Source organism: Flavobacterium sp. CF136 (assembly GCF_000282055.1).
Taxonomy (GTDB): Bacteria; Bacteroidota; Bacteroidia; order Flavobacteriales; family Flavobacteriaceae; genus Flavobacterium.
Window position 1 is genome coordinate 140,320 of the sequence record NZ_AKJZ01000040.1, and the last position, 19,384, is coordinate 159,703.

Sequence of the window (19,384 nt, forward strand, 5' to 3'; positions counted from 1 at the left end):
AAATTAATATAAGTGATTTTTGTTTGTTTTATTAGTTGCGAAACTAGTTAATTTAGTTTTTTTAATCCGAAAAAAATACGATATATATTTTAATTTTGTTATTTTTTTATTAAATTGAAAATCAAAAGTAAAGTAAAAATAGTTATGGACAATAAAAAACAAATGTGTTTTTTACATTTGTAACAAAAAAGAGGATTAAATAACAAAAAAGATATAATTTCCAGTGTATTTAGACTTTTTACTGCCTGATTTTTTGTTCCCACTTCCAGGCACTGGCGATAGCATCTTCTAATGTTAACTCTGTTTTCCAGCCCAAAACAGTATTGGCTTTATCAGTATTGGCATAAGCTTCTGTAATATCTCCTTCTCTCCTGTCAACAATTTTATAAGGCAATTTCTGGCCGCTTGCTTTTTCAAAAGCATGGATAACTTCAAGTACAGAGCTTCCTGTTCCTGTTCCTAGATTGAAAATCTCTAATTTCTCTGAATTTTTTTTGTTCAGTAACCTTTGCATTGCAATTACGTGTGCTTTCGCAAGATCTACAACGTGTATATAATCACGGATACAAGTTCCGTCTACAGTTGGGTAATCATTCCCGTAAACAGATAATTCTTTTCGTAATCCTACTCCTGTCTGGGTGATAAAAGGCACCAGATTTTGTGGAACTCCAAGAGGCAATTCGCCAATTTCGTTTGATGGATGTGCGCCTATAGGATTAAAATAACGCAATAAAATAGCATTCAGATTGCTGATTTTTGTAACATCAGTAATAATTTCCTCTCCGATTTGTTTGGTATTTCCATAAGGAGACATTGCCGGTTGGACAGGTGTTGATTCTGCAATTGGCATTACTTCGGCCTGGCCATAAACGGTGCAGGAAGAACTGAATATAATGTTAGCTTCAGGTTTTTCCTGTAGTTCCTGTAAAATGTATACAAGAGAACTAATATTGTTTTCATAATATAATAAAGGATTCTGAACACTTTCACCAACTGCTTTCGAGGCAGCAAAATGAATTACTCCTGAAACATCAGGATATTTTTTAAAGAAATCCTTAACAGCAGTTTTATCTCTTAAATCTATTTGTTCAAAAAGCGGTTTTTTTCCTGTAATTTTTTCGATACCGTCCAGAACTTCAATTGAAGAATTAGAAAGATTGTCAATTACGATTACTTCGAAATTTTCGTTTTGTAATTCTACAACGGTGTGTGAGCCTATAAAACCCAACCCACCAGTAACTACTATTTTCATCTGTCTATTTTTTTTTATAGTGTATATCTGATTGTTCCCTTAAAATGGCAGCACTTTTTTCGGGTGTAATATCACGTTGTGATTCACCTAACATTTCATAACCTACCATAAATTTTTTCACACTGGCAGAACGTAATAAAGGTGGGTAAAAATGCATATGAAATTGCCATTCTTCATGTTTTTCCCCATCTGTCGGAGCCTGATGAATTCCGGAAGAATAAGGGAATGAAGTACTGAAAAGATTGTCATATTTCGTAGTCAGCTGTTTCAAAATGATGGCGTAAGAAGTTACTTCATCAGATGTGAAATCGGTAATTTTGCTGATATGTCTTTTACTGATAATCATAGTTTCGTATGGCCAAATTGCCCAAAACGGAACTAATGCTGCAAAATGTTCGTTTTCTATTACAATACGTTCATCTTTTTTTAATTCAGCCTGAAGATAATCCTGTAAAAGATTGGTATTATTTTTAGCAAAATATAATTTTAGGTTTTTCTGGGTTTTTTCAACCTGGGTAGGTAATGATGACTGAGCCCAGATTTGTCCATGTGGATGCGGGTTGCTGCACCCCATAACACTTCCTTTATTTTCGAAAATCTGAACATGATTGATATAATCAATTTTGCCTAAATCGGTATATTCTTTTTGCCAGGTACGAATTATATTTTCGATATCCTTAATTTCCATTTCCGGTAAGGTAAGATCATGTCTTGGCGAAAAGCAAACAACTCTGGAAATACCTCTTTCGGGCTGTGCCTTGAAAAAAGTTTGTCTAATATCGTCTTCATAAATTATTTCATCCTGCTTCATGGCAGCAAAATCATTTTCAAAAACAAATGAATTTTTATAATTAGGATTGTTCATACCATTTGCACGAACATTTCCCGGACACAAATAACAGGTTGGGTCATATTCAGGTAGTTTTTCTGTTGAAATAGCTTCGTTCTGACCTTGCCAAGGGCGTTTTGCACGATGAGGTGAAACCAAAACCCATTCGTTTATTAATGGATTGTAACGTCTGTGCGGATCTTCATTAATATCAAAATTTCTCATTAATTTGTTGTCTTATAAAGTGTTGTTCCGTTTGAGATTTTTACATCATAAATTTTTAAATCAATTCCAAATGTATCAAAATAAAGGCTAGTAAACTTTTCTTTTACATTCTTTTCGTTTCCTTTTTTGATTAAAGTGATGGCACATCCTCCAAATCCACCACCCATTAAGCGGGATCCGATTACAGTTTCTTCTTTTTTAGCTTGTTCAACTATAAAATCCAGTTCAGGACAACTTACTTCATATTCTTTCGACAATCCGTCATGGGTGTCAAAAAGCAATTGCCCCAAAAGTTCAATATTTCCGTTATCCAAAGCCTCACAAGCCTCACTAACACGGCGAATTTCTTTTACAACAAAATGAACTCTTTTAAAAACAATTTCACTCATTTTATCCTGAATACTCAAGAGCTGTTCTTCTTTGCAATCCCTGAAAGTTTTGATTTCAGGAAAATGAGTCCTGATAATAGAAAGCCCTTCTTCACATTCCAGTCTTCTGTTATTATACTCAGATGTAAAAAGTGAATGTTTTACATTACTATCAAACAAAATCAAAGAATAATCTTTGAAATCAGCGTTATGATATTCAAAATCCAAAGTGTTGCAGTCTAATTTTATTACCTTATTTTCAAGACCATGAACGCTTGAAAATTGGTCCATAATTCCGCAATTGATTCCTACCCAATGTTCTGCTTTTTGTCCTAATAAAGAAATATCTACTTTCTCAATAGTAAGGTTAAAAAGTTCCTTAATACCAAAAATCATCCCGCATTCCAGTGCTGCCGAAGAAGATAAACCGGAACCAACCGGAATATTACTGCTGAAAACACAATTGAATCCTTCGAAAGAAAAACCATTATCCTGCAATTGTTTGATAACGCCAAGAATATAATTGGTCCAGACGACTTCACTTAATTGAATTTTCTGAGTTAAGTCAATTTCGAATTCTTCATTTAAATCGATAGCGATAATTTTGGATTTTTGAGTGTTGTTTTTCTCAAAAGCAAAACAGATTATTTTGTCAATTGCCGCCGGTAAAACGTAACCGTCGTTATAATCGATATGTTCGCCAATAATATTAATTCTTCCTGGAGAAAGGACAATTTTTTGAGGAGTTGTCCCAAAAGACTTCTCAAAAAAAGCAGTGGTGTTTTGTATTAGAATCTCATTCATCATTTTGTAATTGTAATAGTATTGTTTTGTAATTTTTCTGATGTTGCTTTAAGCGTTATTTTCTTTTTTAAATTTTTAGTTTTAAGGATAATAGTTGCAATTCCGGCCTCAGCTTTTATTGGGTTTTGACCAATTAATTCTGCATTTCCTTCACCTACGGAAAAAGTTATTTCGTTTTCCCAATCACCACCAAAATTTACTTTTGCACGTGATTGCCCTGAATTCCAAACATTGTCAGAATGTGTGCTAAATCTTAATTCGTTTATAATGATTGAAATTTATAAGTTGTTTTTTGAATATATTCATCTCCTTTTTTCAAAACTGAATTCGGAAAATGTTGGTGATTGGGAGCATCCGGGAAATTTTGGGTTTCAAAGCAAATTCCACTTGCCGAATGATAATCTGTGTTTTCTTTTCCTTTCAGAATATTAAAACAATTTCCCCCAACATAAACATGAACACTGGGCTGATCCGTATAAACGATCATTTCTAAATTATTTTTCTGACTGAATAATTTTGCAGCCACTGCATTTTTTGATTCAACAACAAAAGAATTATCAATAACAGAAGGGCAATTTTTAAATGTTCTGAAATCAAAATCATGGCTCGCTAAACTTGTGAATTCCCCTGTTGGAATACCTTCTGCAGTAGTTTCCAGAATTTTATCGGAATTGATAAACATAACCTGGTCTAAAACATCAGAGTCGTGGCCATTGAGGTTAAAATAACTGTGGTGTGTAAGATTTATAATGGTGTCTTCGGTCGTTGTTGCTTTATATTCCAGTTTCAATTCGTTTTCTTCGGTAAGTATATAAGTTAAAGCTACCTGCAATTCTCCCGGGAAATTTTCTTCTGAATCTTCACTCAAAAGGGATAATGTTATCGAAGGATTTTCACCGATTGTTATATTGGCAACATTCCATATTTTTCTGCCGAAACCAACAAATCCGCCATGCAAAGTATTTTCGTTGTTGTTTTGGTTTAACTGGAATATTTTATTATTCAAACTAAAACTACCTTTGTGTATTCTTCCGGCATAACGCCCAACAGTTGTTCCAAAATAAGGAGCACTTGGCAAATCATAAGACTTTATGTAAGAATCTAAATCATTAAAGCCTAAAACAACATCTATTAATTTATTATTTACAGGGATTTTTAAACTTTTAATGGTTGCCCCGTATGTAATTACCTCCGCCTGCATTCCATTTTTATTCTCTAGTATATATGAATGTACAGAAATATCGTTTGTTTTTTTACCAAATAATTGTAAAGCAAATTCATCTGGAGACTCTGTGAATGATGTTGTTTTCATTGATTTTTATTAAAAGTAGGAGGCCAAAAGTATAAATATTCACCAATAAAACATACCAGTACCTACCAGTTTTTGTATATTGCACAAAAAATCATTGCCGTATGAATATTATTTCTATCCAAAATAATCTTGGTTTACCAAAATATAAACAGATAATTCTATCGATTGAAAAGGCAATCGAAGAAGAAAAGCTGATAAAAGGTGATCGCCTTCCTTCTGTGAATAAGGTTTGTCTGGCTTTCTCATTATCTCGTGACACTGTTTTGCAAGGGTATGATGAGCTCAAAAAAAGGGGTATTATTTATGCTATACCAGGAAAAGGCTATTACGTTAAAAGTGTAGAAATCACTATAAAACAAAAGATATTTTTGTTGTTTGATGAGTTAAATATTTTTAAGGAAGACATTTATAATTCCTTTTTAAAAAATATCGGAAAAAACGTTCAGGTCGATATATTTTTTCATCATTTTAATGTTCCGGTATTCAAAAAACTGATAAATGACAGCAACGGAAATTATACCAAGTATATAATTATGCCGACTAACTTAATCGATATAGTTGATAGCATAAAAACCCTACCAGTAAATGAAGTGATTATATTAGATCAGACTAATCCGGATTTAAAATCATATCCTGCTATTTACCAAAATCATAAAAAAGACATTTTTGAAGGATTGTATAAAGGAAAATCAAGACTGAGTAAATACGAAAAGCTTATTTTGATTTTTCCGGGATTCAGAGAACCTCTTGGAATGAAAATCGGCTTTGAAAATTTTTGTGCTGAATATGATTTTGAATATGAAATTATAACTGAATTTAAAGACAGGGAGATTTCAACCGGAGATTTATATGTTATTCCTAATGATAGAGATCTCGTTATGGTAATCGAAAATGCCAGAAACCATAATTTAAAACTGGGCTTGGATTTTGGAATTATTTCCTATAATGAAACACCGCTAAAAAAAGTTGTAGCGCAGGGAATTACAACAATATCAACACATTTTGAAGCCATGGGGAAAATTTTAGCCGAAATGGTTCTTAAAAGTAAAAATGAACAAATCGAAAATAAATCCTCTTTGATTATGCGTAACTCGCTCTAAGTTATTTCCCGGTTAATTGGTTATATGGTACTTAATTTTATTTCTGCTTATTAAATCATCAAAAAATTAATAAAAAAAATAAGGAAATAATTTTTTGTTTTTGTGAAATTATTTTACATACATTTGTAAATGTAAATTTTACACTTATTATTTAATTTGATTTTACTTCAGAATAGAAAATGATTTCTATTTAAGATTCAGTTGAAACAAATCATTAAACCACTATAAACAAAACCAATTAGTTTTTAAATTATAACTTAGAAATGAACAACAAAATAGACCAATTAGCCGCAGATAATATAAGGGCTCTAGCCATTTCGATGGTAGAAAAGGCAAATTCAGGACATCCGGGAGGATCAATGGGAGGAGCTGATTTTATGCACATTTTATATTCCGAATATTTAAAATATGATCCAACTGATATGCATTGGATTTTTAGAGACCGCTTTTTTATGGATGCGGGTCATCTTTCAGCTTTAATGTATGCACAATATCATTTGTTGGGGAATTATGAAAAATCAGATCTTCAAAATTTCAGACAATGGGGTTCTGTTACACCGGGGCATCCTGAAATTGATGTAAAACGTGGTGTTGAAAATACTTCCGGACCATTAGGACAAGGACATGCAATGGGTGTTGGAGCTGCAATTGCAGCCAAATTTTTATCGGCAAGATTTGAGAATTTATTTGATCATAAAATTTATGGTTTTATAACAGACGGTGGTGTTCAGGAAGAAATTTCGCAAGGTGCAGGACGTATAGCGGGACATTTGGGATTGAATAATTTTATTATGTTTTACGATTCAAATGATGTGCAATTGTCCTCAATGACAGATGAGGTTACGACTGAAAACACAGCAATGAAATATAAATCATGGGGATGGAATGTTATCACAATTGATGGTCATGACCATACTCAAATCCGTAGCGCCTTAACGGATGCGCATAACGAATCGGAAAAACCAACCTTGATTATTGGAAGAACGATAATGGGCAAAGGTTGTGTTACTGCTGATGGAACAATGTATGAAGGACAGTGCGAATTACACGGAAAACCAATTGGTGCCACAAAAGCTGATTTTGATAAAACACTATTAAATTTAGGTGCAAAAATTGAAGATTCATTTGCTGTTTATGAAGAAGTTGCGACTTATTATGAAACTATTTTAGCACAAAAAACAAAAGAAGCGGCTGATAGAAAATCGCAAATTGCAGTGTGGGAAAGTAAAAATTCTGCATTAGCACAAAAAATGAAACAGTTTTTCTCAGGAGATTTACCAGCTTTAGATTTTAGCAGTATAACTCAAAAACCAAATGCTGCAACCCGTGATGCTTCTGCTGCAGTTTTAGGATATTTGGCTGAAAATGTAGAAAATATGATCGTATCTTCTGCAGATTTATCAAATAGTGATAAAACAGATGGTTTCTTAAAAAAATCATCAGTTTTACAAAAAAATAATTTCAACGGAGGGTTTTTACAAGCTGGAGTTGCTGAATTGACGATGGCTGCAATTGCTAACGGAATTGCACTTCATGGTGGAGTAATTCCAGTAGTGGCAACATTTTTCGTTTTTTCTGATTATATGAAACCGGCAATTCGTTTGGCTGCAATTCAGGAATTACCGGTAAAATATGTCTGGACACATGACTCTTTCCGTGTAGGGGAAGACGGACCTACGCATCAGCCAATTGAGCAGGAAGCACAAATTCGATTATTGGAAAAAATTAAAAATCATTCCGGAGACCAAAGTTTATTGGCTTTGCGTCCTGCAGATGCTGTTGAAACTTCTGTAGCCTGGCAAATGGCACTTGAAAATAAGAAAACACCAACAGGTTTAATTCTTTCAAGACAAGATATAAAAGATATTCCAACAGTTGGAAGCTCAAGATTTGATGATGCTTCACAGGCAAAAAAAGGCGGTTATCTGGTAAAATCTACTCCAAATTCTGATATTACTTTAATTGCAAATGGTTCAGAAGTAGCAACTCTTATTGAAGCTGCTGCTGAAATTGAAAAAACAATCAAGATTAAAATAAATGTTGCTTCCATAATTTCCGAAGGATTGTTCAGATCACAATCTGCATCCTATCAGGAAAGTGTAATTCCAAAAGGAGCATTGGTCTTTGGACTTACTGCGGGACTTCCTGTTAATCTGGAAAGTTTGGTTGGAAGTAACGGAAAAGTATTTGGACTGGATCACTTCGGATATTCTGCTCCGGCTTCTGTTTTGGATCAGAAATTCGGTTTTACCAGTAAAAATGCTGCTGAAGAAATCATCAAATATTTAAAAGAAAACAATTTTTAATTCATCAAAATAAAAGAAAAAACATGAAATTTTTTATAGACACAGCAAACTTAAAAGATATTAAAGAAGCCAATGATTTGGGAGTATTAGATGGTGTTACAACAAACCCGTCATTAATGGCAAAGGAAGGAATTACCGGAGCACAAAATATTTTGGATCATTATATAAAAATCTGCGAATTGGTTGAAGGTGACGTAAGTGCCGAAGTTATTTCAACAGATTTTGATGGAATGATTGCCGAAGGTGAAAAATTAGCAGCTTTGCATCCGCAAATTGTGGTTAAGATTCCGATGATAAAGGACGGAGTAAAAGCCATTAAATATTTTTCGAATAAAGGAATTAAGACAAATTGTACATTGGTGTTCTCATCAGGTCAAGCATTGCTGGCTGCAAAAGCAGGTGCAACTTATGTATCTCCATTTATCGGTCGCTTAGATGATATTTCGACAGATGGAATGAATTTGATTGAAGAAATCAGATTGATTTATGATAATTATGGTTTCGAAACTCAGATATTGGCGGCTTCTGTTAGAAATGTAATGCACATTATTAATTGTGCAAAAACAGGATCTGATGTTATTACAGGGCCTTTGAGTGCAATTGAAGGTTTACTAAAACACCCTTTAACAGATATTGGTTTGGCTACTTTTTTAGCCGATTATCAAAAAGGGAATAGCTAAAAATAAGAATAATTAGTTTAGTTTTTTAATAAGTAGTTTTTATTGAAGTAAAAACCCTGAAAGTTTGAGGCTTTCAGGGTTTTGTTTTTTTATTAGTTTGAATGTGGTTTGTACGCAGATTTTTGCAAATTCATTATAATCCTTTTAATCTGTGGCTCTAAACCTTTTTCTATAAATTAAGTACAAAATCGTTTAGTAATTTTTCTTCATATTTTTCTTTGTTGAAAGTATACAGATACGATCCTTTTCTGGAAGATTGCATGTCTTTTTCGTCCAGTTTATTTAAAATTTCCAAGGAGTTAATCTTACTGATAAAGTTTCGTTTGTCTAATTCTTTACTTAAAATTGCTTCATATAATTCCAGCAACTGTCGCATGGTGAATTTTTCAGGTAATAATTCAAATCCAATTGGTTTTATTGAAGTTCTGTAACGCAATCTTCTAATGGCGTGTTGTACCATTTCGTTATGGTCAAAAATAAGATTTGGAGCATCGACAACACTAAACCATTGTGCATGATAATTTTTAATTAATTCAGCATTATGGTTTTCAATATTAATTAATGCATAATAGGAAACAGAAATAGTTCGGTCTACGGGATCACGATCAATTTCGCTGTAAGAATGTAACTGCTCCATATATATGTCGTGTAACCCGGTATAAGTATTCAAAATCCTGATAGCAGCATTGTCTAATATCTCATCGCGTTTCAAAAACCCGCCGATCAGAGACCATTTTCCCTTTTCGGGTTCAAAGTCCCTTTTGATTAAAAGTATCTTTAATCCCTGATGGTCAAACCCAAAAATGATACAATCTACCGCTAATAAAACCTTATCGGCAGAGCTATAACTGTTTAGCATAATCAATTTTTTATCGGTAAATATATAAACTTCCTAATAGCTTTCATAATTTTATTAATGTGTTTTTAACACTTAACTGAATTTTATCATAACATACCCTTAAATAAGTGCATTTTTCACAAACTCAAGGCATCTTATTTAGCTAATAAATTGCTTCTCTGACGTAAATTGCTTTGTTCATTTATATATAAAATGAATTTTAATCAAAAATTAACTTTTTTAAATAGGATTTTGAGTACAAAAAATAATTCTTTTTATCTAAAAATGAATCAAAATCAGTCTTTCTTAATAATTTTTTTAATTATCCTTTTTTTGCTTAAAAATCTGCTTTTTCATTAAAAGTGTAAATTTTACACAAATAATTTGGCCAAAACGCTATTTTTTTGAAAATAATGTCAGGTTTTAAATGTAGATTTAACACTTAAATTACGAGATGCGTTTTTTTCATTGATTTTTTTTACGATATTAATTTGTTTTTGCGCTTTTTTTTTATTTAAATTTACAAATGTAAAATTAACACTTATAATTATACACTAACCAACTTAAAAAACCTAGTATGATAACAAAACCACAATTATTTCTTTATTGGAATTTTTTATTACCAAAAAAAGAATGGCTCATAGCATTAGTAATGCTATTACTATCTGTTAATCAAATGTCAGCTCAAGACAAAGAGATTAAGGGAGTTATTACTTCGGCACAGGACAAATTACCTTTGCCGGGAGTAAATATTATGATAAAAGGGACTAAAACTGCTGTTACAACAGGATTTGATGGTGAATATTCTATTAAAGCATCACCAAACAATGTATTAGTTTTTTCATTTTTAGGGTATCAAAAACAAGAAGTTACTGTAGGAACACAATCAACAGTAAATATAGCTTTAGGTGAAGATACTAATAAATTGAATGAAGTAGTAGTTGTAGGATACGGAACACAAAAGAAAGGAGATCTTACGGGTTCTATTAGTGTCGTAAACATGGCAGATGCTAAAAAGACAGTTACTTATGATCCTGCAAAAATGCTTCAGGGTCAAGTAGCAGGTGTTACCGTTCAATCTTCTGGAGAACCGGGAGGTTTTGTAAATATTAAAATTAGAGGTGTTAATTCATTTGCTAATAATAATCCGCTTTTTGTTATTGACGGAATGATAGTTGATTCTCCTTACGATTTTGCCCCGGGAGATATAGAATCTATGCAGGTTTTAAAAGATGCATCTTCAGCTGCGATTTATGGTGTTCGCGGTGCCAATGGAGTTATTATTATAACTACTAAAAAAGGAAAAGCAGGAAAGTTAGATATTAAATACAAATCAATTGTAGGGTTTCAAAATGTTGCAAAAGAATGGTCTTTGACAGACAGAGCAGGTTACCAAAAAATTACTACTGCGGCTGAGATAAATAAAGGTCTTACTATTGCTCCGGGAAATGATCCTACAAGTCCATATTATATTAATAATGTAAATACAGATTGGCAAAAGGAAGCTTTTCAAACAGGGATTGTTCAAAATCATTCCTTAACATTCAATGGTGGAGCTGAAAGTTTAGGTTACAATTTGAATGTTGATTATTTTAAGAACGACAGTTATTTAAAATCGCCGCAGGAATATGAAAGATTATCTACTAATTTGAATTTATACGGTAAAAAAGGTAAATTTAAGTATGGTGCAAAATTAGGATATACACAGTCTGACAAAGAAAATTTTAATAGTTACTCAGGTGCTTCAGCTATTGCAGATTTATTAGGTGCTATTCCAACGATGCCGGTTTATGATGCTAACAGACTTGGAGGTTATGGAGGTACGGACGTCTTAACTCAAAAAGCAATTTCGATGAATGTTATAGGTTTTAATAATTTAATAACCAATAATGGGAAAAGAAATCGTTTTATAGGGGATCTTTGGGCAGAAGTAGAAATTATAAAAGGGTTAAAATATAAATTAGACGCTAGTTTTGACCGTGTAGATTGGCAAAACAGAAGATACATTCCGGAGAGTGATTTAGGATGGTATTATATCACTAAAGCAGATGAAGCTACATTAGATGTTTCTACAGGTCATGAATCAAGAACATTTTTGAATAATTTATTAACCTATGAAGTTTCATTAGGGAAGCATAAAATTGATGCTTTGGCAGGTTGGATTCAAGAGAGAACAGATAATTATAATCACTGGTCAAAAGGAACAGGATATAAATATGGCAGTATCAGTCAGATTGAATATGCTACTGTAGACATTAGTGCAGGTGAATATAACAGAACCATTACAGGTATTTCTTATTTAAGCAGATTGAATTATTCTTATGATGACCGTTATTTTGTTACCGGAAACTTCAGACAAGATAAAACATCGCTTTTTGCTCCGGAGAATAATACAGGTAATTTCTACTCTTTTTCAGGAGCCTGGAAAATTAGCAATGAAAAGTTCTTACACTTACCAAAATGGTTTAATACGATTAAAGTAAGAGGTGGTTATGGTGAACTAGGAAATAATACAATAGGGCCATACGCATATACTACTACAATAAACAAATTTGCAGGTTACGATTTTAATAATGAGCTTGCTCCGGGAACAACGGTGGTTAGTGCAGTTGATCCAAATGTACACTGGGAAAATACAAGTACAGCGAATGTAGCTCTTGAGTTAGGGTTTTTTAATAATGATCTTCAATTTACTGGAGAATATTATCAAAAAAAATCAACGGATTTATTAATTGGTGTACCATTACCTTTTTCAACAGGAGCATTTCCGGCAAGTGTTGTAACAAATGCAGGAGCAGTAAAAAATACAGGTTTAGAGTTTACAGCTACTTATAATAACCGTCATAATAAATTTAAATACAACATCTCTGCAAATTTAGGGACTTTAAAAAATAAAGTAACTCAAATTGGAATTAATGGAAATCCTATATATGGAGCAGCTGCAAAAACAGAAGTAGGCAGATCAATTGGTGAAATTTTTGCTTGGGAAACAAATGGTATTTTTCAGGATGCAGCTGATTTAGCATCTTCTCCAACACAAAGTAATGCAGGAATTGGTGATCAGAAATTTAAAGATGTAAACGGCGATGGTGCTATTACTGATGCAGATAGAACATACCAAGGAGTTACAATTCCAAAATACAGTTATGGTTTCAACTTCAGTGCAGAATATAAAAACTTTGATTTTTCAATGTTTTGGCAAGGAGCAGGAGGAAATAAAGTATTCAATGCAATGTATCGTAATTTAATGATTGGAGATTATGGAAATCATCATACAGATGAGTTGAATTATTGGACACCAACCAATACTAATACGAATGTTCCTCGTCCAATTATAGGAGATCCAAATGGAAATGCAAGAGATTCAAATAGATTTATTGAAAGCGGAAATTATGTGAAATTGCAAACTATGCAAATCGGATATACAATTCCGTTAAAAGATAAATTTATTAAAAACGCAAATATTTATGTTAACGGACAAAACCTGTTAATTATTAGTAAATACAAAGGCTATGATCCGGATTTTAACAGTAATGACGGATTATTTTCAAGAGGATATGATGCGGGATCTTTCCCAAATCCAAGAACTATTTCTTTAGGAGTTGAAGTACAGTTTTAAAAAAGACAAAACAATTAAAAAGAATCAAAATGAAATATAAAATATATAATTATATCACAATTTTCTTTTCACTTTCTGTCGTAATGACAAGCTGTGTGAATGATGAAGATTTAGTACAGGCAGATCCAAATGTTGAAACTGCGGCGTCATATTGGAAAACAGATGATGATGCTTTACGAGGAGTAAATGCTGCTTATGGAAGTTTACTGACAGACGGTACTTATATGAGAAGTACACCACTTTTATTAGACTTAAAAGGGGATGATACCCGTAGTAATAGTCCATGGGGTTCGATGGCTAATGTAGGACGTTTTAATTCAAATGTTACAGATGCCGCTATTTATGGATGGGCATTTGAAACATACTATCAGGGAATTTATCGCGCCAATCAGGTTTTGACAAATGTACCAGGTATAGCAATGACAGATGCAGGACTAAAAAACAGAATTTTAGGGCAGGCCTATTTTTTAAGAGGATTATATTTGTTTCATGCCGTAAATATGTTCAAAAATGTACCGTTGCCTACAACGTTAGCAACTTTTTACCCTCAAAAAACTCAAGCTGAAGGCTGGACACAAGTAATCGCCGATTTTAAAGCAGCAGCAGAATTATTACCACCTTCTTATGATAATGTTACAGGAGTAGATGCAGGAGAAAAAGGGCGTGCTACAAAAGGGGCTGCACTAGGATATTTAGGAAAAGCATATTTGTTTACTAAAGATTTTGATAACGCTAAAACAACTTTCAAAGAAGTAATCGATTTAGGAGTTTACTCTTTGGTTTCAAACTATCGAGATAACTTTACAGATACGAACGAGAATAACTCAGAGTCTTTATTCGAAGTACAGTTTAGCAGAGATGCTGGAGGAGTTGATTTAGGTTGGGGTGGAGCCCCAGCGACAGGATGGGGAAAAACTTCAGCAAGAGCGATTACTTACGCGCCAAGAGGTTTTGGATGGACAGACGTACAGCCAACATGGGCTTTGTTTAATGAATATCAGGAAGAAAAAACAGTTTCGAATCAGGTAGACCCTCGTTTAGATGCTACAGTTTTTTATAACAAACCTGGAGGGATGCAATTATACGGTAAAGATTTTGCTACTTTCTATGCTGCAAACCCAGGAGACTTAAATGACTTATTCTGTAGAAAATATCAAAATTCTGATGGAAATTATGGTGATGAATTTGATTGGCGTTCTGGTATCAACGAGCGTTTGCTTAGATATGCTGATATTCTTCTAATGTATGCTGAATGTTTAAATGAAACAGGTGATACTCCGGGAGCTTATACTTATATTCAGAAAGTGAGAGACAGAGTTGGTTTGCCAAATTTAGCTACTGCTAAACCTGGGTTGACTAAAGAACAAATGAGAGAACAAATTGGTCATGAAAGATTTCTTGAATTCCCTCTTGAAGGTCACCGTTTTGATGATATTCGTCGTTGGGGATGGCTACAGGATGCTACTAAATTAGCCTGGTTAAAATCAAGAGATGCTGAATTTAATTCATATTTGCCAGGAAGAGAATTTTTCCCAATACCGCAAACAGAAAAGGATAATAATCCTGGAACAATACAGAATGACAGTTATTAATATTTTTTGAGTTAGTAGAATGCATAATATCATGTGGCGGCTTAAAATTGCTATGTGATATTATGTTTTTTAAAAGAATTGAAATACAGAGAAGTGAATTTAAGCAGTAACTAAAAAATTATATCACAATGAAAACAATAACAAGTTTGGTTTTATTAGCAATATTATTAGGAAGTTGTCAAAATGAAGATGTTATTTCTTCAGATCAGGAAACAAATGCAGTCACTAAAGATTCTCAGATTACAAATATAACGGCAAAAACAGTTGCCGGAAATGTACCTTCACACGATCCCAGTACCATTGTAAAAAGCGGGGTTAATTATTATGTTTTTACTACAGGAGATAATATCCCGATGACATATTCAACGAATTTAACAAACTGGGCCTGGGGCACATCAGTATTTACTTCAACCCCAAGTTGGATTACTGGATATGTTCCGGGTTTTACCAAAACATTTTGGGCACCCGATGTAGCCTGGTTTAATAATCGTTGGAACATGTATTACTCTTGTTCTACATTTGGTTCGGCTACTTCTGCAATTGGTTTAGTAACTACACCCGCTATTTCTCAAAGTGCAGGAACAACCTGGACAGACAGAGGAGTAGTAGTATCATCAAGTTCTTCTTCAGATGTAAATGCAATTGACCCTTCGATTTTAGTAGATGGTTCAAATGTATATATGGCTTATGGTTCCTGGCATGCTGGTATAGGCGTGGTTCAGATTAACGCTTCTACAGGTAAACCAACAGGAACAAGAACTATTGTTGCCGGAGGAAATAGTGCTTCATGGGAAGCTCCTTGTCTGATTAAAGAAGGCAGTTATTATTATATGTTTGTTAACAGAGGTAATTGTTGTCAGGGAGTGAATAGTACTTATTATATTGTAGTAGGCCGCTCAACAAGTCCGTTTGGACCTTTTGTTGACAAAAATGGAGTGTCTTTAACAAGTGGCGGCGGAACAACAGTTTTGGCCACACAAGGAAATTATATCGGACCAGGTCATTTGTCCAGAATTGTCGGAACCCAAAAAGGAGCTGTCCATTATTATGACGGTGCTGATAGCGGTAACCCTAAACTGGAAATTGTTTATTTTACATGGTCATCAGGATGGCCAACCCTTTCTTATTAAAATTAATATTCAGAGGAAAGTTTTATTAACTTTCCTCTTTATAACTTTATCTATAACATGAAAAAAACGTTTTTAATTTTATTTGTTTTTACATTTTGTAATCAAATTACTTTCGCTCAAAAAGAGACCACTATTGTTACATTAAAAAATGATGACAAGGCTCCAATTATTAATAAAAATATCTATGGTCATTTTGCTGAGCATTTGGGTCGTTCTATTTACGGAGGTTTTTTTGTTGGAGACACATCAAAAATTCCAAATACAAACGGAGTTAGAAATGATATTGTTAAAGCTTTAAAAGAATTAAAAATTCCAAATTTAAGATGGCCGGGCGGATGTTTTGCAGACACCTATCATTGGAAAGATGGTATTGGTCCGAAAGAACAAAGACCAACTATCGTAAATAAATGGTGGGGTGGTGTAACAGAAGACAACAGTTTTGGGACACATGATTTCTTAAATATGTGTGAATTACTTGGAGCAGAACCTTACTTATCTGGAAATGTAGGCAGCGGAACCGTTCAGGAATTATCTGATTGGGTGCAATATGCGAATTTTAGCGGTAAAAGCCCTATGAGCGATTTGCGTAAAAAAAATGGAAGAACTGAACCTTGGAAAGTTAAATTCTGGGGAATCGGTAATGAAGCCTGGGGATGTGGCGGAAATATGACTGCAGAATATTATGCTGATGAATATAGAAAATTTGCCACATTTATGTCAGATTGGGAAAACACAGGAGGAATTACCCGTATTGCTTCCGGATCAAATAGTGCAGATTATCATTGGACTGAAGTTTTAATGAAAAATATTCCTCTAAATATGTTAGGAGGAGTTGGTGTTCACCATTATGCTGTAATCAATTGGGATAAAAAAGGAGATGGAGTTGATTTTACGGAAGATCAGTATTTTCAAACTATGAAATCTGCCTTAAAAATGGAAGAATTGGTTACCAAACATTCAGCTATTATGGATAAGTATGATGTTGATAAAAAGGTAGCAATGATTGTAGATGAATGGGGCGCCTGGTATGAAGTTGAAAAAGGATCAAATCCTGGATTTTTATATCAGCAAAACACGATGAGAGATGCAGTTTTAGCCGGATCAACGCTTAATATTTTCAATAACCATGCTGACAGGGTTCGTATGGCGAATCTGGCTCAATGTGTGAATGTATTGCAGGCAGTTATCCTTACTGATAAAGCAAAAATGATCTTAACGCCTACTTATCATGTGATGCAGTTATATAGTGTACATCAGGATGCAAAATTATTACCAATAAGTTTTAATTCGCCAACGTATACTTTTAACGGAGAAACACTTCCTGCAATATCAGTATCGGCTTCAAAAGATAAAAGTGGATCAGTTCATATTTCACTGGTAAATGTAGATGCAAAAAATAATAATAAAGTAGAGATTGATGTGAAAGACCTTGGAGTTAAAAACTTTACAGGAAAAATTATCACATCAGCAAAATTGCAGGATTATAATTCATTCGAAACTCCAAACAAAATAGTACCAACTGTTTTCAAAGGCTTCGAGAATAAAAAAGGAAAACTAGAAATCACGATTCCTCCTTTCTCAGTAGTTGTTTTAGAAGGAAAATAAAAAAATAAAAAAATGAAAAAATCAAATTCCATTTTAAAAATCGCTTCCTGTTTTGGGCTTTTTTTATTTCTTTTTGCTGCAGTAAGTTGTTCAAGTGATGACCCTGCAACTGAAAATACAGATCCTCCGGTAGTGGAGCCGCCTGTGTTGCAGCCTGGTTTTCCAGGACCAACATATGCGGATAATTATATTTCTATTTCTTCCTGGAACAGCAGGGCACAATGGAATTTAGCCAATGTACACGATCCATCTGTAGAAAAATGTGGTGAGTATTACTATATGTATCAAACAGATGCCTCCTATGGGAATGCACATGATGGTCACGGGCATTACCCTTACAGACGTTCTAAAGACCTTGTTACCTGGGAATATATGGGATCGGCTATGGTCACAGCCCCTGCCTGGGTAAAAGATTCCCTGAATAATAAAAGAGCAAGAATGTCTCCTGCTTTACCTGCAATTGAAAATCCCAGATATGGTTATTGGGCACCCTACATCAAGAAAGTTGGCAGTAAATACCGAATGTATTACAGCATTGTAGTAGACGAGCCAATTGTTGGAACCAGTTTTGAAACTTCATGGTCAGAAAGAGCTTTTATCGGATTGGCGGAATCTGACGATTTAGCAACAAATGTATGGGTGGACAAAGGAATGGTAGTATGTTCTGAACCTGATGGAGTAAAGCCATATTCTTTTACAGGAACCAGAAATTGGGAAAATGCTTATTTCAAATTTAATGCTATCGATCCAACTTTTACAGAAACTCCTGAGGGAGATCAATACCTAATTTATGGTTCCTGGCATTCGGGCATTGCATTACTAAAATTGAATCCAGCCACAGGAAAACCGGATCAATTGAAAACCTTGAGTGATTATGGAACCCGTATAGCATCCCGAAACGCTACAAGTCGTTGGCAGGCTTCCGAAGGACCGGAAATTATATACAATCCGGATAATCAATATTATTATCTTTTCCTGGCATATGATGGTTTGGATGTTCCTTACAACACCAGAGTTTGCCGTTCCAAAAGCATTACAGGTCCTTTCTTAGGAATCAACGGAGCCAATGTAACTAACGGAGCTGATTGTTGGCCAATGCTTACGCATCCTTATGGATTCAATAATCATACCGGATGGGTTGGATTTTCTCATTGTTCTGTTTTTCAAAACCCGGATACCAAACAATGGTATTATGCATCACAGGCTCGTTTGCCTAAGGATGTACCCGGGATCAATGCGTCAAATGCTCTTATGATGGGACACGTTCGTGCCATAAAATGGACAGAAGACGGCTGGCCTGTAGTTGATGCTGAAAGATATGCAGCTGTACCGGAAACGACTATTACAGAATCTTCTTTTATTGGGACCTGGGAACAAATTACAATGAATTACCAATATGCAGTCATTCAAAAATCAGTTACTATTTACTTAACGGCTGACAAAAAAGTGAGTGGAGGTGCTTCTGGTACCTGGTCGTATGACAGTACTGCTAAAACATTAACCGTAAATGGTGTAAAATGCAAAGTAAGTGATGCCTGGGATTGGGAATCAGCTACCAGAAAAGTAACTATAAGCTATTCTGGACTTACTGCAGCTGGTGTGCCAGTTTGGGGTAAAAAAATAAATTAAAAAATAAACGGCCCTTTCATTTCAGAGAGGGCTTTTTCTAAAAATAAAGCTCTGATTTCATTTCATTATTTAAAATGAAAGTCAAACAAATCATA

Annotated in this window: 13 protein-coding genes; 8 read left to right on the forward strand and 5 right to left on the reverse strand. The window is 34.0% G+C overall.

The genetic code is table 11. The features are described from left to right. Window positions 1-238 precede the first annotated feature (238 nt). The 4 genes from galE to PMI10_RS12875 all read right to left on the reverse strand — a co-directional run bounded on the left by galE (window position 239) and on the right by PMI10_RS12875 (window position 4,790). Entirely contained in the window at window positions 239-1,252 is a 1,014-nt protein-coding gene (gene galE, locus PMI10_RS12860) for a UDP-glucose 4-epimerase GalE (protein ID WP_007808557.1), read from the reverse strand. 4 nt (window positions 1,253-1,256) lie between these two features. Continuing rightward, complete coding sequence (locus PMI10_RS12865; protein ID WP_007808559.1) at window positions 1,257-2,306, reverse strand: UDP-glucose--hexose-1-phosphate uridylyltransferase; 1,050 nt, start codon at window positions 2,304-2,306, stop codon at window positions 1,257-1,259. Then, a complete protein-coding gene (gene galK, locus PMI10_RS12870) occupies window positions 2,306-3,478 on the reverse strand; it encodes a galactokinase (protein WP_007808561.1) in 1,173 nt (390 codons plus the stop codon). Before galK ends, PMI10_RS12865 begins: the two co-directional genes overlap by 1 nt. A 262-nt stretch (window positions 3,479-3,740) precedes the next feature. Then, the gene (locus PMI10_RS12875; protein WP_007808563.1) at window positions 3,741-4,790 is read right to left on the reverse strand and encodes an aldose epimerase family protein; all 1,050 of its coding nucleotides are present in this window, start codon (window positions 4,788-4,790) and stop codon (window positions 3,741-3,743) included. 101 nt (window positions 4,791-4,891) lie between these two features. Here PMI10_RS12875 and PMI10_RS12880 point away from each other — a divergent pair, with 101 nt between their 5' ends. From PMI10_RS12880 to fsa, 3 genes are all read left to right on the forward strand, one after another. After that, the gene (locus PMI10_RS12880) at window positions 4,892-5,890 is read left to right on the forward strand and encodes a GntR family transcriptional regulator (protein WP_007808564.1); all 999 of its coding nucleotides are present in this window, start codon (window positions 4,892-4,894) and stop codon (window positions 5,888-5,890) included. 263 nt (window positions 5,891-6,153) lie between these two features. Continuing rightward, window positions 6,154-8,196, forward strand: a complete 2,043-nt coding sequence (locus tag PMI10_RS12885; protein WP_007808565.1) for a transketolase family protein — start codon at window positions 6,154-6,156, stop codon at window positions 8,194-8,196. Between the two features lie 23 nt (window positions 8,197-8,219). Next, window positions 8,220-8,876, forward strand: coding sequence for a fructose-6-phosphate aldolase (fsa, locus tag PMI10_RS12890; protein WP_007808566.1), 657 nt, complete (start codon window positions 8,220-8,222; stop codon window positions 8,874-8,876). A gap of 169 nt (window positions 8,877-9,045) precedes the next feature. Here fsa and PMI10_RS12895 read toward each other — a convergent pair whose 3' ends face one another. Further along, window positions 9,046-9,735: an NUDIX hydrolase gene (locus PMI10_RS12895; RefSeq protein ID WP_007808567.1), complete on the reverse strand. Its 690-nt coding sequence runs from the start codon at window positions 9,733-9,735 to the stop codon at window positions 9,046-9,048. Between the two features lie 556 nt (window positions 9,736-10,291). Here PMI10_RS12895 and PMI10_RS12900 point away from each other — a divergent pair. From PMI10_RS12900 to PMI10_RS12920, 5 genes are all read left to right on the forward strand, one after another. Next, a complete protein-coding gene (locus PMI10_RS12900) occupies window positions 10,292-13,333 on the forward strand; it encodes a SusC/RagA family TonB-linked outer membrane protein (RefSeq protein ID WP_007808568.1) in 3,042 nt (1,013 codons plus the stop codon). A 29-nt stretch (window positions 13,334-13,362) separates the two neighbouring features. Further along, window positions 13,363-14,925, forward strand: a complete 1,563-nt coding sequence (locus tag PMI10_RS12905) for a RagB/SusD family nutrient uptake outer membrane protein (RefSeq protein ID WP_007808569.1) — start codon at window positions 13,363-13,365, stop codon at window positions 14,923-14,925. 128 nt (window positions 14,926-15,053) lie between these two features. After that, the gene (locus PMI10_RS12910) at window positions 15,054-16,055 is read left to right on the forward strand and encodes an arabinan endo-1,5-alpha-L-arabinosidase (protein ID WP_007808570.1); all 1,002 of its coding nucleotides are present in this window, start codon (window positions 15,054-15,056) and stop codon (window positions 16,053-16,055) included. Between the two features lie 57 nt (window positions 16,056-16,112). After that, a complete protein-coding gene (locus PMI10_RS12915) occupies window positions 16,113-17,660 on the forward strand; it encodes an alpha-N-arabinofuranosidase (RefSeq protein ID WP_007808571.1) in 1,548 nt (515 codons plus the stop codon). Window positions 17,661-17,672: 12 nt separating this feature from the next. Next, a complete protein-coding gene (locus PMI10_RS12920) occupies window positions 17,673-19,289 on the forward strand; it encodes an arabinan endo-1,5-alpha-L-arabinosidase (RefSeq protein WP_007808572.1) in 1,617 nt (538 codons plus the stop codon). Window positions 19,290-19,384: the final 95 nt, after the last annotated feature.

Excerpts from the sequence above, each read along its gene's own strand:
- galE (WP_007808557.1), bottom strand. The coding sequence starts at position 1,252 with ATGAAAATAGTAGTTACTGGTGGGTTGGGTTTTATAGGCTCACACACC.
- PMI10_RS12910 (WP_007808570.1), top strand. The coding sequence starts at position 15,054 with ATGAAAACAATAACAAGTTTGGTTTTATTAGCAATATTATTAGGAAGT.
- PMI10_RS12900 (WP_007808568.1), top strand. The coding sequence starts at position 10,292 with ATGATAACAAAACCACAATTATTTCTTTATTGGAATTTTTTATTACCA.
- galK (WP_007808561.1), bottom strand. The coding sequence starts at position 3,478 with ATGAATGAGATTCTAATACAAAACACCACTGCTTTTTTTGAGAAGTCT.
- PMI10_RS12905 (WP_007808569.1), top strand. The coding sequence starts at position 13,363 with ATGAAATATAAAATATATAATTATATCACAATTTTCTTTTCACTTTCT.
- PMI10_RS12885 (WP_007808565.1), top strand. The coding sequence starts at position 6,154 with ATGAACAACAAAATAGACCAATTAGCCGCAGATAATATAAGGGCTCTA.
- PMI10_RS12875 (WP_007808563.1), bottom strand. The coding sequence starts at position 4,790 with ATGAAAACAACATCATTCACAGAGTCTCCAGATGAATTTGCTTTACAA.
- PMI10_RS12915 (WP_007808571.1), top strand. The coding sequence starts at position 16,113 with ATGAAAAAAACGTTTTTAATTTTATTTGTTTTTACATTTTGTAATCAA.
- PMI10_RS12865 (WP_007808559.1), bottom strand. The coding sequence starts at position 2,306 with ATGAGAAATTTTGATATTAATGAAGATCCGCACAGACGTTACAATCCA.
- fsa (WP_007808566.1), top strand. The coding sequence starts at position 8,220 with ATGAAATTTTTTATAGACACAGCAAACTTAAAAGATATTAAAGAAGCC.
- PMI10_RS12880 (WP_007808564.1), top strand. The coding sequence starts at position 4,892 with ATGAATATTATTTCTATCCAAAATAATCTTGGTTTACCAAAATATAAA.
- PMI10_RS12895 (WP_007808567.1), bottom strand. The coding sequence starts at position 9,735 with ATGCTAAACAGTTATAGCTCTGCCGATAAGGTTTTATTAGCGGTAGAT.
- PMI10_RS12920 (WP_007808572.1), top strand. The coding sequence starts at position 17,673 with ATGAAAAAATCAAATTCCATTTTAAAAATCGCTTCCTGTTTTGGGCTT.